Source organism: Streptomyces sp. NPDC058284 (assembly GCF_042881135.1).
GTDB lineage: Bacteria > Actinomycetota > Actinomycetes > Streptomycetales > Streptomycetaceae > Streptomyces.
Genome location: NZ_JBHVYE010000001.1, coordinates 29,395 through 43,250 on the forward strand (window position 1 = coordinate 29,395; position 13,856 = coordinate 43,250).

A 13,856-nucleotide genomic window follows, 5' to 3' on the forward strand; every position below is an offset into this window, starting at 1 on the left:
GCCGTGAGCCCGGTGAGGCATGCAGGAGGCGTCTGATCTCTCCTGGAAGGACACCAGATGCTCAAGACCATTCGCGCGGCGGCTGTGACCGCGGCAACGGTTCTCACCCTCGTCGCAGGGGCAGCGGTCACCACCGCCTCGGCCGACATCGCCCGGACCGACGCCCCGGCCGCTGTCCAGGGCACGGTCTGCACCGTCAATGACAACGGCGTCAACTACCGCGGCGGACCAGGCGCCCAGTACCCGGTCCTGGGTCAGGTGAACAAGGGTCAGAAGATGAACGCACAGGGCCGAGAGGGAAGCTGGATCAAGGGTGACCTGTGGGGAGGGCGCACCGGCGTGTGGATTCACGTCTCCTACCTGGACTGCTGAAGTCCTGCTGCTGGAAGCGGAGTGCCGCGCGCGTGATCGCTCGCGGCACTCCGTTCCCCCGGCCCCCCGGCTCGCGCGTTCCCCCGCACCCTAGAATTGTGGGGTTTGTCCCCGAGCCGCGTACGGAGCCCCTCATGCACAGCCCCCACGACCCGTTCGTACGCGTCCGGGGTGCCCGCGAGCACAACCTCCAAGGCGTCGACGTGGACATTCCGCGTGACGTCCTCGTGGTCTTCACGGGCGTCTCCGGCTCGGGGAAGTCGTCGCTCGCGTTCGGGACCGTCTACGCCGAGTCCCAGCGGCGCTACTTCGAGTCCGTCGCGCCGTACGCCCGGCGGCTGATCCACCAGGTGGGCGCGCCGAAGGTCGGCGAGATCACCGGTCTGCCGCCCGCCGTCTCGCTCCAGCAGCGCCGCTCGGCGCCCACCTCGCGCTCCTCCGTCGGCACCGTCACCACGCTCTCCAACTCCCTGCGGATGCTCTTCTCCCGCGCGGGCCGCTATCCGGCGGGCGCCGAGCGGCTCGACTCGGACGCCTTCTCGCCGAACACGGCGGCCGGCGCGTGCCCCGAGTGCCACGGTCTTGGCCGGGTGCACCGCACGACGGAAGAGCTCCTGGTGCCCGACCCGTCGCGGTCCATCCGCGAGGGCGCCGTCGCGGCCTGGCCCGGTGCCTGGCAGGGGAAGAACCTGCGGGACGTGCTCGACGCCCTCGGGTACGACGTGGACCGGCCGTGGCGCGAGCTGTCGCAGCGGGACCGCGACTGGATCCTGTTCACGGACGAGCAGCCGGTGGTGACCGTGCACCCGGTGCGCGACGCAGGACGCATCCACCGCCCCTACCAGGGCACGTACATGAGCGCCCGGCGCTACGTCCTGAAGACCTTCGCTGACTCCAAGAGCCAGTCGCTGCGCGCCAAGGCCGAGCGGTTCCTGGCGAGCGCGCCGTGTCCGGCGTGCGGCGGCAGCAGGCTGCGTCCGGAGGCGCTGGCCGTCACCTTCGCGGGCCGCACGATCGCGGAGCTTGCCGCGCTGCCGCTCGGTGACCTCGCCGACGTCCTCGCGGGCGCCGCGGACGATTCGGAGACGGCCCGCGTCCTTACCGGGGACCTGATCGCCCGTATCGCGACCGTCACCGAGCTCGGTCTCGGCTACCTCAGCCCCGACCGCGCCACGCCCACGCTCTCGGCGGGCGAACTCCAGCGCCTGCGCCTCGCGACCCAGCTGCGCTCGGGGCTCTTCGGCGTGGTGTACGTCCTGGACGAGCCGTCGGCGGGACTCCATCCGGCGGACACGGAAGCCTTGTTGACGGTGCTCGACCGGCTCAAGGAGGCGGGCAACTCGGTCTTCGTCGTGGAGCACCACCTCGATGTCGTGCGCCACGCGGACTGGCTCGTCGACGTCGGCCCGCGGGCGGGCGAGCACGGCGGGCGGGTGCTGCACAGCGGCCCGGTGGCGGAGCTCGCCGAGGTCCGCGAGTCGGCGACGGCCCGTTTCCTCTTCGGCCAGGAACCCGCTCCGGAGCGTGAAGTCCGTTCCCCGCAGGGCTGGTTGAAGCTCGGTCCGGTGACCCGGCACAACCTGAGCGAGGTGACGGCGGAGATCCCTCTCGGCGCCTTCACCGCCGTCACGGGCGTGTCGGGTTCGGGGAAGTCCACACTCGTCGGCGAGATCACCGAGGACCTCGCGGGCGTCGGCCGTCTCGTCCGCGTCGACCAGAAGCCGATCGGGCGCACGCCCCGCTCCAACCTGGCCACCTACACCGGCCTCTTCGACGTCGTACGCAAGGTCTTCGCGGCCACGGACACGGCGAAGGAACGCGGCTACGGCGTGGGCCGCTTCTCCTTCAACGTGGCGGGCGGGCGCTGCGAGACCTGCCAGGGCGAGGGTTTCGTCAGTGTCGAGCTGCTCTTCCTGCCGAGCACCTACGCGCCCTGCCCGGCCTGCGGGGGCGCCCGCTACAATCCCGAGACGCTCGAAGTGACGTACCGGGGAAGGAACATCGCCGAGGTGCTCGACCTGACCGTCGAGGCCGCCGCGGACTTCTTCGCCGACACCCCGCCCGTCGTACGCAGCCTGCGCACACTCCTCGACATCGGCCTCGGCTATCTGCGGCTCGGCCAGCCCGCCACGGAGCTGTCGGGCGGCGAGGCCCAACGCATCAAGCTGGCGGGCGAGTTGCAGCGGGTCAGGCGGGGCCACACGCTCTACCTCCTCGACGAGCCGACGACGGGCCTGCACCCGGCCGACGTCGAGGTCCTCACGCACCGCCTGCACGAACTGGTCGACGGCGGAAACTCCGTGGTCGTCGTCGAGCACGACATGGCGGTCGTGGCGGGCGCGGACTGGGTGATCGACCTCGGTCCCGGCGGCGGCGACCGGGGCGGCCTGGTCGTGGCGGCCGGCACCCCGGCGCGGGTGGCGGGCGCCGAGGGCAGCAGGACGGCGCCGTATCTGGCTCGCGCGCGGGGAGCGCGGGGGCGTTAGGCGGGCGGGGAGCGGGGGCAAGCCCGGTTCGGTGGGCCGCGACGGGTTCGGGACGACGGTGCCGCCGAGCGAGGTCACCACACCGCGGAACCGCAGGGGCGCCGCATGGCAGATCGGGGCGGGGCTGAGGTAGACGGTGTCCTCGCCGAAGCCGTAGGCGCGGGGAACCGCGCGACAAGCCACGGACGCCCCGCGGTCCCCCACTTACCCGCGCACCTACCGGCTGACCTTCCGGGTGGCCCGCAACCACTCCTTGTTCATCGCCGCGATGGACGGCAGTGGAATGCCCTTCGGGCACGCGGTCGCGCACTCACCGGTCAGCGTGCAGCCGCCGAACCCCTCCGCGTCCATCTGCGCCACCATGTCCAGGACCCGCGTCTCGCGCTCGGGCGCGCCCTGCGGCAGGACGTTCAGGTGGTTGACCTTGGCCGAGGTGAACAGCATGGCGGAACCGTTGGGGCAGGCCGCCACGCACGCCCCGCAGCCGATGCACTCGGCGTGCTCGAACGCGGAGTCGGCGTCCGGCTTGGGCACGGGCGTGGCGTGCGCCTCGGGCGCGGAGCCGGTCGGCGCGCTGATGTAGCCGCCGGACTGGATGATCCGGTCGAAGGCCGAGCGGTCCACGACCAGGTCCTTGACGACCGGGAAGGCCGAGGCGCGCCACGGCTCGATGTCGATGGTGTCGCCGTCCTCGAAGGACCGCATGTGCAGCTGGCAGGTGGTGGTGCGCTCGGGGCCGTGCGCGTCGCCGTTGATGACGAGCGAGCAGGCGCCGCAGATGCCCTCGCGGCAGTCGTGGTCGAAGGCGACGGGGTCGTCGCCCTTGACGATGAGCTCTTCGTTGAGGGTGTCGAGCATTTCCAGGAACGACATGTCGCTGGAGATGCCGTCCACTTCGTAGGTGGACATCGCGCCGTCGGCGTCGGTGTTCTTCTGGCGCCAGACGCGCAGGGTGAGCTTCATGCGTAGCTCCGCTGAGTGGGGTGGACGTACTCGAAGACGAGGTCTTCCTTGTGCAGGACGGGGGCGGCGCCGGTGGCGGTGAACTCCCAGGCGGCGGCGTACGAGAACTCCTCGTCCACCCGCGCCGCCTCGCCGTCCGGGGTCTGCGACTCCTCGCGGAAGTGGCCGCCGCAGGACTCGGCGCGGTGCAGGGCGTCGAGGCACATCAGCTCGGCGAGTTCGAGGTAGTCGACGATGCGGTTCGCCTTCTCCAGGGACTGGTTGAACTCCTCGCCGGTGCCGGGCACCTTGATGCGGCGCCAGAACTCCTCGCGGATCTGCGGGATGCGCTCCAGGGCCTTGCGAAGGCCCGTCTCGGTGCGCGCCATGCCGCAGAACTCCCACATGACCTCGCCGAGTTCGCGGTGGAAGGAGTCGGGGGTGCGGTCGCCGTCGACGGACAGGAGCAGGTTGAGGCGGTCCTCGGTCTCGGCGAGCACCTCCTGCACGACCGGGTGGCCGTCGTCCACCTCGTCCTTGTGCGGGTTGCGGGCGAGGTAGTCGTTGATGGTGGACGGCAGCACGAAGTAGCCGTCGGCGAGGCCCTGCATGAGGGCGCTCGCGCCGAGCCGGTTGGCGCCGTGGTCGGAGAAGTTGGCCTCGCCGACGGCGAAGAGCCCGGGGACGGTGGTCTGGAGGTCGTAGTCGACCCAGAGGCCGCCCATCGTGTAGTGCACGGCGGGGTAGATCCGCATCGGCACCTCGTACGGGTTCTCCGCGGTGATCCGCTCGTACATGTCGAAGAGGTTGCCGTACTTCTCCTCGACCTTCTTCCTTCCCATCCGCCGGATCGCGTCGGCGAAGTCGAGGTAGACGCCCTGCCCGCCGGGCCCCACTCCCCTGCCCTCGTCGCACACGTTCTTGGCGGCGCGGGAGGCGATGTCGCGGGGCACGAGGTTGCCGAAGGAGGGGTAGATGCGCTCCAGGTAGTAGTCGCGCTCGTCCTCGGGGATCTGGTTCGCCGGGCGGTCGTCGCCCTTGGCCTTGGGCACCCAGATCCGTCCGTCGTTGCGCAGCGACTCGCTCATCAGCGTCAGCTTGGACTGGTGGTCGCCGGTGCGCGGGATGCAGGTGGGGTGGATCTGCGTGAAGCAGGGGTTGGCGAAGTACGCGCCGCGCCGGTGGGCCCGCCAGACGGCGGTGGCGTTGGAGTTCATGGCGTTGGTCGACAGGTAGAAGACGTTGCCGTAGCCGCCGGATGCGAGGACCACGGCGTCCGCGAAGTACGTCTCGATCTTGCCGGTGATCAGGTCGCGGGCGACGATGCCGCGCGCCCGCCCGTCGACCACGATGACGTCGAGCATCTCGGTACGGGGGTGCATCTCCACGTTGCCCGCGGCGATCTGGCGGCTGAGCGCCTGGTACGCGCCGAGCAGGAGCTGCTGCCCCGTCTGGCCGCGCGCGTAGAACGTCCTGGAGACCTGGACGCCGCCGAAGGAGCGGGTGTCGAGGAGGCCGCCGTACTCGCGGGCGAACGGCACGCCCTGCGCGACGCACTGGTCGATGATCTCCACCGAGATCTGCGCGAGGCGGTGGACGTTGGACTCGCGGGCGCGGAAGTCGCCGCCCTTGACGGTGTCGTAGAAGAGCCGGTGGACCGAGTCGCCGTCGTTGCGGTAGTTCTTCGCGGCGTTGATGCCGCCCTGCGCGGCGATGGAGTGGGCGCGGCGCGGTGAGTCCTGGTAGCAGAACTGCACGACGTGGTAGCCCTGTTCGGCGAGGGTGGCTCCGGCGGAGCCGCCTGCCAGGCCGGTGCCGACGACGATCACGGTGTGCTTGCGCCGGTTGGCGGGGTTGACCAGCTTCGCCTGGAAGCGGCGGGTGTCCCAGCGCTCGGCGATAGGCCCCGAGGGGGCCTTGGCGTCGACGAGCGGCTCTCCCGTCGTGTACGCGGAGTACTCACTGGAGTAGTTCATGGGTCAGCTCACCAGTCCGGTCATGACGGCCACGGGTACGGAGACGAAGCCCACGGTCAGCACGAGGGCGAGGCCGTTGGCGAGAGGCTTGAGGACGCGGTTGCGGGTCGCGGTGCCCACGCCCAGGGTCTGCGCCGCGCTCCACAGTCCGTGCCGCACGTGGAAGCCGACGGCGACCACTGCGACGATGTAGACGACGTTGCCGTACCAGGTGGAGAAGGTGTCGATGACGTTCTGGTACGGGTGCAGGTGCTCGTAGGTGCCGGGGTGCACGGTGCCGGTCGTCAGGTCGAGCACGTGCCAGACGATGAACAGCGCGATGATGATGCCGCCCCAGCGCATGGTGCGGGTCGCGAAGCTCGCCTCGCGCCGCTTGTGCACGTACTGGGTGGGGCGCGCCCTGATGTCGCGGCGGCTCAGCTGGTACGCGGACGTGGCGTGCGCGACGACGGCGACGACGAGCACCGCGCGGACCAGCCAGAGCGTCCATTCGTAGTGCATGAAGGGCTCGCCGAGGGTGCGGAGCCAGTGCGCGTACTCGTTGATCTCCGCCGGGCCGAAGAAGATCTTCAGGTTGGCGAACATGTGCAGGAACAGATAGAGCAGCATGATCAAGCCGCTGACCGCCATCACCGTCTTCTTGCCGATGGTGGAGTCCCAGAGCGTGCGGGTCATGGACGGCCGTTTGTCCGTCCGCGTTGCCAGAGCCATGACAGAGACGCTATGGCCGAAAGTCCCGATCGGTCCAAGACATGGATCAGCTCAACTCCATAGTCTGAGCCTATCGACCCACGTACCGTACGTGTATGCAATTCCAGCAGCTGCACTACTTCGTCGCCGTCGCCGAGACCCGGCACTTCACGCGGGCCGCGGAGGAGGTCCATGTCTCCCAGCCGTCGCTCTCCCAGCAGATCCGGGCGCTGGAGAGGGAGCTGGGCGCGGAGCTGTTCAGCCGCGCGCGCGGCAACATCACCCTCACCGACGCCGGTGAGGCACTGCTGCCGCTGGCCCGCCGGATCCTCGCCGACGCGGACACCGCCCGGATCGAGGTGCAGGAGCTGGCGCAGCTGCGCCGGGGCCGGATCCGCCTCGGGGCGACGCCGAGCGTGTGCACGGGGCTGCTCCCCGACGTCCTGCGCGCCTTCCACGACCGGCACCCCGGCATCCAGCTCCTCATCGAGGAGGGCGGCTCCCACGATCTGGTACGCGAACTGGCGCGCGGCGCGCTGGATCTGGCCCTCGTGGTACTTCCGCTGCCCAGCCCCTCACCGGCCCTCACCACCGTCGAGCTGCTGCGCGAGGACCTGGTCGTGGTGTCGGCGCCGCACGCGCGCCGCCTCGGTGACGCGGTGCGCATCGCCGATCTCCAGGGCGAGCGCCTCGTGATGTTCCGGCACGGCTACGACCTGCGGGAGCTGACCGTCGCCGCCTGCCGCGCCGAGGGGTTCGAGCCGGAGTTCGCGGTCGAGGGCGGGGAGATGGACGCGGTGCTCGGGTTCGTACGGGCCGGTCTTGGCGTGGCGGTCGTGCCGCGCATGGTCGCGGAGCGGTCGGGGCCCGACCTGCGGATGACGCCGCTGGCCAGGCCGAGCCTGCACCGCACGATCGCGCTCGCCCACCGCAGCGACGTGGCGCCGCCGCGCGCGGCGCGGGAACTCCAGCGGATGCTGCTGGAGCGCGACCTGCCCTGAGAGCCTGTCCTTGGAGCTTTGAGAGCCTGTCTTTGAACCCCCGTCGTCCGCGCGAAGCGCGAGCGCAGCGGCGGATTGGGGCCTCCCCTGCTCGAGCGGAGCCGAGAGCTTGGGGAAGCGTGCGATCGGAGTGCGGAGTTCCAGGTCATGTGGCGGAGCCACCTGTCCTGGAACTCCGTGCGCCGAGGGCGCGTGCCGGGCGTCGCTGCGCAGACGGGGGTTCAAAGACAGGCTCTGAATCCCCGCACCCGCCCCGGCGGTCAGCCGGTCGCGTCCGCCAGCGCCAGTTCGTGCAACCGGTCCGGCGGGCCGGGCCGCGCGTAGTACCAGCCCTGGGCCGTATCGCAGCCGAGCTCCCGCAGCTGGTCCGCCTGGGCGCCCGTCTCGACGCCCTCGACGGTGACCGCGAGGTCGAGGCTGTGGGCCAGCGCGACGATCCCCTCGACGATCTTCAGGTCGACGGGGTCGGCGGGGAAGTGCTGCATGCCCTGGGTGAACGAGCGGTCGAGCTTGAGCACGCTCACCGGCAGACGCCGCAGGTTGGCGAGGTTGGAGTAGCCCGTACCGAAGTCGTCGAGCGCGATGTCCACGCCCATCTCGGCGAGCCTGCGCAACGGCTTGAGCAGGTCGTCGTCGGCTCCTATCAGCGCGGACTCGGTGACCTCCAGGCAGAGCGCGCCCGGCTCGAGGCCCTCGCGCTCCAGGATGTCGACCGTGTCGGAGACAAGGCCCGGGTGGGTGAGCTGCATCGGCGAGAGGTTGACGTTGACGCGCAGCGGTCCGGCCCCGCTGTGCCGGGCCTCCCACAGGCGGGCCTGGCGCACGGACTCCTCGAGGACCCAGCGCCCCAGCGGCACGATCAGTCCGGTGTGCTCGGCGAGCGGGATGAAGCGGTCCGGGCCGATGACGCCGTGCTGCGGGTGCAGCCAGCGCACCAGCGCCTCGGCGCCGCGCACACTGCCGTCGCCGAGGTGCACGAGGGGCTGGTACTCGATGAAGAACTCGCCGCGTTCCAGGGCGGCGGGCAGCGCGGTGGTCAGCCCGTGCCGGGTGATGGCACGGGCGTCGGCCTCGGGGTCGGCGAGTTCGTAGCGGTTGCCGCCCGCGGACTTGGCGCGGTACATCGTGATGTCGGCGCTGCGCAGGACTTCCGCGGCGCCGCGCTCGCCCGCCGCGCCCTCGACGATGCCGATGCTGCCGCGCACGGTCAGCTCGCGTCCGTCGACGCGGATCGGGGCGGCGAGCGCGTTCATGATGCGGCCGGCGAGCTCGTCCACCTCGGTCTCGGTGTCGGGGCCCGTGGTGAGCGCCACGAACTCGTCGCCGCCGAGCCGGGCCACCATCTCGCCGGGGGCGGTCGCGCAGGACTGCAGCCGGTCGGCGACCTCGACGAGCAGCCGGTCGCCGGCCGCGTGACCGAGGCTGTCGTTGACGGTCTTGAAGCCGTCGAGGTCGAGGTAGCACAGCCCGAACCGGGCGGTTCCGCCCGCCGCGAGCGCCTTCTCCAGGCGCTCGAAGAACAGGGTGCGGTTGGGCAGTCCGGTGAGCGCGTCGTGCGTGGCCTCGTACCGCAGGCGGAGGTTGAGGAGCCGTCGCTCGGTGGTGTCCTCCATCAGGGCCAGCTGGTACTGCGGGGCGCCGTCCGCGTCGCGCAGCAGGGAGACGGTCAGGTTGGTCCACAGGACCGTGCCGTCGGGGCGGTAGAAGGCCTTCTCCACGCGGTAGTGCTCACGGTCCCCGCGCACCAGTTCCTCGTACAGCTTCCAGACGTGGGGTGAGTCGTCGGGGTGCGTCCACTCCCCCACGTTGCGCCCGCGCAGTTGGTGCTCCAGGCCGCCGAACATGCGGATCAGCGCGTCGTTGACCTCCAGGACCGTGCCGTCGAGGTCCGCGATGCCGATGCCGATCGCGGCGCCGTGGAAGACGGCACGGAACCGCGCCTCGCTGGCGTGCAGGGCCTCGGCGACGGCGCTGCGGGCGCTCAGGGCGGCCCGGGAGATCGCCTCCTGCTCGGCAAGCGTGCGCTCGCGCAGCGCTTGGGCGAAGCCCGCGGCCATCGCGTGCTGGATCCGCGCGGAGCGGGCGCGCAGCTCCTCGCGGGGTCCTTCACCGCCGCAGTACAGGACCAGATAGGCGTCGACGCAGTCGAGCGTGCGGCTGAGGGCCTCTGGGTCCGTGCAGTGCGTGCCGACGAGCGCGGCGCCGATGCCCTGACTCTTCGCCGAGTCGAAGACCCGCTCCCGCAGCGCTTCGCTCAACCGCCGGGCGAGCGGCACCAGTTGCTGCTCGAACTCGGGACGGGTCAGCGAGGTCGCCGTCACGGGAAAGATCGCCCGGCTCCAGATGGTGGCGAACCGGCGGAGTCTTCCCTCGGGTCCGTCCTGCTCGCCGCTCAACGCTTGCGTCCCACGCCCGCGAATCCCGAGAAGGAGTAGGGATCCTCCTCCTCGGGCGCAGTGTCGGGCCGCCAGTGCGGCATCGGCACCAGGCCGGGTTCCACCATGTCGTATCCCTCGAAGAACCGCGCGATCGCGTCGCGCGAGCGCATGATCAGTGGATTGCGGATGTCCTTGTATACACCGACCGTCCGCCCGGCCTGTTCGGGGGGAACGGGAACCCCCTCGTACGAGGCGTGGCTGACCACGACGAGGCTGCCGGGCGCAGTTGCGTCCCGCAGCTCGGCGACCGCCGCGTAAGGATCGTACGCGTCCTCGACGAAGTGCAGGACGGCGACGAGGAGAAGAGCGACCGGGCGGTCCAGGTCGAGGACCGTGGCGACTTCCGGACTGCCCAGAATGTCCCGGGGCGCGCGCAGGTCGCCGGTGACGGCCCCGGTCCCCTCGGTGCCGTCGAGAACGGCCCGGCTGTGCGCCACGGCGACCGGGTCGTGGTCCACGTAGACGACGCGGGCGTCGGGGCTGGCCTGCCGGGCCACCTCGTGGACGTTGCCGAACGTCGGGATGCCGGAGCCGATGTCGAGGAACTGGGTGACGCCCTGGTCGACGGCGTACCGCACCGCGCGCCGCATGAAGGCCCGGTTGGCCTGCATGATCTTCGGCAGCCCCGGCATGAACTCCATCGCCTTGCGGGCCGCCTCCCGGTCCACCTCGAAGTTGTGCGAACCGCCCAGGTAGTAGTCGTAGATGCGGGAGACGCTGGGCATCGAGATGTCGATGCCGAGCGGGGCCCAGGCGGGACGCTCCATCAAGACTCCAAGGCGTAGGGGGTGACGCAGACGATCCGGTGTTCGAGGGTGAGGCTACTGATCGTCCGCCAAGGGAGCGAGTCAAAACGGAAATTGGCCGTCCGTTCTCGGTCACTGCCTTTGGCAAGTGCCGTGTCCCGCACCGGGGAACGGCCCGCCCCCTCCCTGTGATATGGGAGGAGACGGGCCGGTCTGTCCGTGCGCCCGGGCGGGCTAGCCTGCGGCGCCCACCGGCTTGCCCTGGGGGCTCGCCGCGTACCAAGTCCCGCCGACGCCCTGCCCGTTGGTGTCTCCGGGCTTCTTGTCGCCGCCGAAGGTGTACAGCGGCCAGCAGTTGATCGTCTGCTGCTTCTCGCCGTCGGGCCGGTTGAAGACCATGAAGCCCTTCTCGAGGATTCCTCGAGTGTCGCTCTTGGCCACGGGAGCCACGACGGACCACTTCTGGAGGCAGGCGCCGGTGCACGCCGACTTGATCGGCCAGGCCGAGTCCTTGGTGAAGCGGTAGACGGTCATGCCGTTCTTGTCGACGACGATCTCGCCGAGTTTCGGGTCCTTGCGGGTGGAGAGTCCTGCCGGGTCGACGGGAGCCGCCCCGGCCGCCGGGGGCGCGGCCTTCTTGCCGTCGGGGGCCGCCGCGTACCAAGTGCCGCCCACTCCCTGCCCCTTGGCGTCGCCCGGCTTGGTGTCCCGTGCGTACCGGTACATCGGCCAGCCGTCGACGGTCAGCTGCTTGGTGCCGTCGGCGGCGGTGACCTCGCCGAGCAGGGAGGCGTCGACGCCCGGAGCGGCCTTGGCGCCGCCCGCCGCGACGGCGGGCCAGGTCTTCAGGCAGGCGGCGTCGCAGTTGGACTTGGGCGGCTGGGCGGTGTCCTTGTCGAAGCGGTAGAGGGTGAAGCCCGCGTTGTCGGTGACGACCTTGCCCAGCTTCTTGCTGTCCCACACGGCGAGTTGCCCGGCGGGCTTGGCCTTGGCGCCCGCACCCTTGCCGGCGGCGTCCTTGCCGGCGGCGTCGGAGTCCGCGCCGTAGCCGTCGTCCGCGCCGTAGCCGCCGTCCTTCGCGGGCGCCTGGTTGCCCACGTTCTGCCCGTTCGGGGACTGGTCGCCCTTCTCCTGGCCGCACGCCGTCGTCAGCGCCAGCAGGGCCGCGGCTGTCGCTACGAGTGAGGCGCTCCGCCAGGCCCGGGGGGAAACCCCACTTGGATGCAGCATCCTTGACTCCCACTGTTCACAGAGGTGTTGTGGCGCCCGATTGCGTCACACATGGCCCTAGGTACGGGCGGGAGCCACCGCGCCGTTCAGCCGGGGCGCAAGATTCTTCGCCGAGGACGCAGCCGGAGCGAGGGGTGCGCGCCGTCAAACCCCTGACGGAGACAGATCCCCCCTTCGGGTCAATCAGGGGCTTCGGCGGCGTGGCGGGGCCGTGCACTGCCCATGCTCCCCGTCGTGCATCGAACTTCGCGGGCCTTGTCACCCCTAGTCACACGCGTGTTGGCGCTCATGGCGCTGGCCTTGCTGCTCGGTGCCTCTTCGGCCCTCGGCGCGGCCTCCGCCGACGACTGCGCCTACGCGTCGATCACTCAGGGCGGCAGCGCTTCGGGCGGCGGCTCGGTGGCCGTCGCGGGCGACGGCGTCAACTGCCACGCCGGTCCCACACATCACCCGAAGCCTCCCCCACCGCCCCCACCACCTCCACCACCGCCTGCTCCCCCACCACCGCCACCACCGCCGCCCCCGCCTCCGCCACCGCCCGCTCCCAAGCCGCCTCCACCGCCGGCCCCCGCGCCGCCCGCCCGGCCCACGCCACCGCCTCCGCCGCCCGTGCCGCCGGCCCCCGAGCCGAAACCCGAACCCAAGCCGTCCGTCACCCCCCGGCCCACTCCGTCGGCCTCATCCGTGTCATATCCGGCGTACCACGCCCCGTCGCGCGGGCAGCAGCCCCGCCACGGTCCACCCCTCGTCTCGCTGACCCTGCTCATCACGGCGCCCGCGGTGCTCGCCGTCGCCGCGCTCCGCCCGCGCTGACCGCCGGAGGTTTCCATGTCGGAATGGCTTGTTCTCACCCTCGCGATGGTCGTCGTGTGCGCCGTCGTGCTCGTCGTGACCCTGCTTCGCCACCGCACGACCGGCGAGGACTACGACGCGTCGGAGACGCCCGACGTCATCGAGTACATGACGATGATGATCGGCGTCGTGTACGCCATCGTCCTTGGCCTGGCCATCGCGGGCGCCTGGGAGGCGCGGGGCGCCGCACAGGAGCACGTACGCCTCGAGGCACAGGCCCTGCACGAGGTCTCGGAGCGGTCGCGGGTCTGGCCCGAGGAGGTACGGGGCCAGATTCGCGCCGACGTCCACACCTATGTCAGCCATGTCGTCACCACGGAGTGGGACACCATGAAGGACAAGGGTGAACTCACCGACCGCGGTGCGCAATTGCTGGCCCGCGTCCGGCACGACGTGACGGACTACGAGCCGAAGTCGGACTACGAGGCGCAGGCCTACCAGCCGCTGGTCGACGCGGTGGCGGCCGCGGACGACGCGCGCAGCGCCCGCGCGGACAGTACGGGGGCGACCATGCCCGGCGTGGTCTGGTTCGGTCTCATCATCGGAGGGTTCGTCACCATCGGCATGATCTTCGCCCTGCAAATTCGCCGCACCCCGCGCGAACTCATCCTGGCGGGACTCTTCTCCGCTTTGTTCGCCTTCCTGCTCTTCCTCATCTGGGACCTCGACGCGCCCTACAGTCGCGGCGTCGCGGCGACAGCGGAACCGTTCCACCTGTTGTTCCCCGGACTGAGTGGCTGATCCCGGCCACCTTCGGGCCCGTATCGGCATCCGTGCTGCGCCGCGCTTTTGTTCGGCGCACCCTGGTGCCATGGCCTGGCAGTCACCGATCATCGTCCACCCGCCCGCCGCCGACGGCGGGCGACGGGTCACCGTGCGCGGTGAGGACGTCGGCGTCGCCCGCAGCGACGCGGACCTCACGGGGTTCCTGCGGCGCGCCGGCATCGGCGAGGCCGACATCGCGCTCGACGACCCGCATCTCGTCGAATGGCGCGGCGGAGCGCACGGGTGGCCGGACCGGACGGACCGGACCGACCAGCCCGACCAGCCCGACCAGACGGACCGGACGGACCGGACGGACCGGACGGATCGGACGGATCGGACAGACCGCTGAGAGACCCGC

Annotated in this window: 13 protein-coding genes; 6 read left to right on the top strand and 7 right to left on the bottom strand. The window is 71.0% G+C overall.

Annotated elements, in window-relative coordinates; genetic code table 11:
* Positions 1-57 precede the first annotated feature (57 nt).
* Both ACFVYR_RS00150 and ACFVYR_RS00155 read left to right on the top strand, forming a co-directional pair.
* Positions 58-372 (top strand): SH3 domain-containing protein, encoded by a 315-nt coding sequence (locus tag ACFVYR_RS00150; RefSeq protein WP_384246873.1) that lies wholly within the window; start codon positions 58-60, stop codon positions 370-372.
* A gap of 134 nt (positions 373-506) precedes the next feature.
* Positions 507-2,858: an ATP-binding cassette domain-containing protein gene (locus tag ACFVYR_RS00155; RefSeq protein ID WP_384246875.1), complete on the top strand. Its 2,352-nt coding sequence runs from the start codon at positions 507-509 to the stop codon at positions 2,856-2,858.
* Between the two features lie 216 nt (positions 2,859-3,074).
* On the opposite strand, the gene ACFVYR_RS00160 is transcribed toward ACFVYR_RS00155, so the two are convergent.
* From ACFVYR_RS00160 to ACFVYR_RS00170, 3 genes are read right to left on the bottom strand one after another with little or no spacing between them, the layout of a single operon-like run.
* Positions 3,075-3,821 carry a succinate dehydrogenase/fumarate reductase iron-sulfur subunit gene (locus tag ACFVYR_RS00160; protein ID WP_384246877.1) on the bottom strand — a complete coding sequence of 249 codons (747 nt, stop codon included), beginning with the start codon at positions 3,819-3,821 and terminating at the stop codon, positions 3,075-3,077.
* On the bottom strand, positions 3,818-5,776 hold the full coding sequence (locus tag ACFVYR_RS00165) for a fumarate reductase/succinate dehydrogenase flavoprotein subunit (protein ID WP_384246880.1): 1,959 nt from the start codon (positions 5,774-5,776) through the stop codon (positions 3,818-3,820). The genes ACFVYR_RS00160 and ACFVYR_RS00165 overlap by 4 nt, the downstream gene beginning before the upstream one ends.
* 3 nt (positions 5,777-5,779) lie before the next feature.
* Entirely contained in the window at positions 5,780-6,487 is a 708-nt protein-coding gene (locus tag ACFVYR_RS00170) for a succinate dehydrogenase (protein WP_384246883.1), read from the bottom strand.
* 95 nt (positions 6,488-6,582) lie between these two features.
* Between ACFVYR_RS00170 and ACFVYR_RS00175 the strand changes: the two genes are divergently transcribed.
* Positions 6,583-7,467 carry a LysR family transcriptional regulator gene (locus ACFVYR_RS00175; RefSeq protein WP_384246885.1) on the top strand — a complete coding sequence of 295 codons (885 nt, stop codon included), beginning with the start codon at positions 6,583-6,585 and terminating at the stop codon, positions 7,465-7,467.
* 260 nt (positions 7,468-7,727) lie between these two features.
* Here ACFVYR_RS00175 and ACFVYR_RS00180 read toward each other — a convergent pair whose 3' ends face one another.
* From ACFVYR_RS00180 to ACFVYR_RS00195, 4 genes are all read right to left on the bottom strand, one after another.
* Positions 7,728-9,863, bottom strand: coding sequence for a putative bifunctional diguanylate cyclase/phosphodiesterase (locus ACFVYR_RS00180; protein WP_384246888.1), 2,136 nt, complete (start codon positions 9,861-9,863; stop codon positions 7,728-7,730).
* Positions 9,860-10,672 (bottom strand): SAM-dependent methyltransferase, encoded by an 813-nt coding sequence (locus ACFVYR_RS00185; protein ID WP_384246890.1) that lies wholly within the window; start codon positions 10,670-10,672, stop codon positions 9,860-9,862. Before ACFVYR_RS00185 ends, ACFVYR_RS00180 begins: the two co-directional genes overlap by 4 nt.
* A 213-nt stretch (positions 10,673-10,885) precedes the next feature.
* A complete protein-coding gene (locus ACFVYR_RS00190) occupies positions 10,886-11,881 on the bottom strand; it encodes an SCO0930 family lipoprotein (protein ID WP_384246892.1) in 996 nt (331 codons plus the stop codon).
* A 421-nt stretch (positions 11,882-12,302) separates the two neighbouring features.
* Positions 12,303-12,440, bottom strand: coding sequence for a hypothetical protein (locus tag ACFVYR_RS00195; protein WP_384246894.1), 138 nt, complete (start codon positions 12,438-12,440; stop codon positions 12,303-12,305).
* A 125-nt stretch (positions 12,441-12,565) separates the two neighbouring features.
* On the opposite strand from ACFVYR_RS00195, the gene ACFVYR_RS00200 reads away from it, so the two are divergent.
* The 3 genes from ACFVYR_RS00200 (at position 12,566) to ACFVYR_RS00210 (ending at position 13,847) form a co-directional block, all read left to right on the top strand.
* Entirely contained in the window at positions 12,566-12,694 is a 129-nt protein-coding gene (locus ACFVYR_RS00200) for a hypothetical protein (RefSeq protein ID WP_384246897.1), read from the top strand.
* 15 nt (positions 12,695-12,709) lie between these two features.
* Positions 12,710-13,474 (top strand): hypothetical protein, encoded by a 765-nt coding sequence (locus ACFVYR_RS00205; protein WP_384246899.1) that lies wholly within the window; start codon positions 12,710-12,712, stop codon positions 13,472-13,474.
* A 70-nt stretch (positions 13,475-13,544) separates the two neighbouring features.
* Complete coding sequence (locus ACFVYR_RS00210) at positions 13,545-13,847, top strand: hypothetical protein (RefSeq protein ID WP_384246902.1); 303 nt, start codon at positions 13,545-13,547, stop codon at positions 13,845-13,847.
* Positions 13,848-13,856: the final 9 nt, after the last annotated feature.

Bases quoted from the DNA above. Each gene is read 5' to 3' on its own strand.
- ACFVYR_RS00205 (WP_384246899.1), top strand. From the start codon at position 12,710: ATGTCGGAATGGCTTGTTCTCACCCTCGCGATGGTCGTCGTGTGCGCC.
- ACFVYR_RS00210 (WP_384246902.1), top strand. From the start codon at position 13,545: ATGGCCTGGCAGTCACCGATCATCGTCCACCCGCCCGCCGCCGACGGC.
- ACFVYR_RS00190 (WP_384246892.1), bottom strand. From the start codon at position 11,881: ATGCTGCATCCAAGTGGGGTTTCCCCCCGGGCCTGGCGGAGCGCCTCA.
- ACFVYR_RS00155 (WP_384246875.1), top strand. From the start codon at position 507: ATGCACAGCCCCCACGACCCGTTCGTACGCGTCCGGGGTGCCCGCGAG.
- ACFVYR_RS00150 (WP_384246873.1), top strand. From the start codon at position 58: ATGCTCAAGACCATTCGCGCGGCGGCTGTGACCGCGGCAACGGTTCTC.
- ACFVYR_RS00175 (WP_384246885.1), top strand. From the start codon at position 6,583: ATGCAATTCCAGCAGCTGCACTACTTCGTCGCCGTCGCCGAGACCCGG.
- ACFVYR_RS00165 (WP_384246880.1), bottom strand. From the start codon at position 5,776: ATGAACTACTCCAGTGAGTACTCCGCGTACACGACGGGAGAGCCGCTC.
- ACFVYR_RS00170 (WP_384246883.1), bottom strand. From the start codon at position 6,487: ATGGCTCTGGCAACGCGGACGGACAAACGGCCGTCCATGACCCGCACG.
- ACFVYR_RS00160 (WP_384246877.1), bottom strand. From the start codon at position 3,821: ATGAAGCTCACCCTGCGCGTCTGGCGCCAGAAGAACACCGACGCCGAC.
- ACFVYR_RS00185 (WP_384246890.1), bottom strand. From the start codon at position 10,672: ATGGAGCGTCCCGCCTGGGCCCCGCTCGGCATCGACATCTCGATGCCC.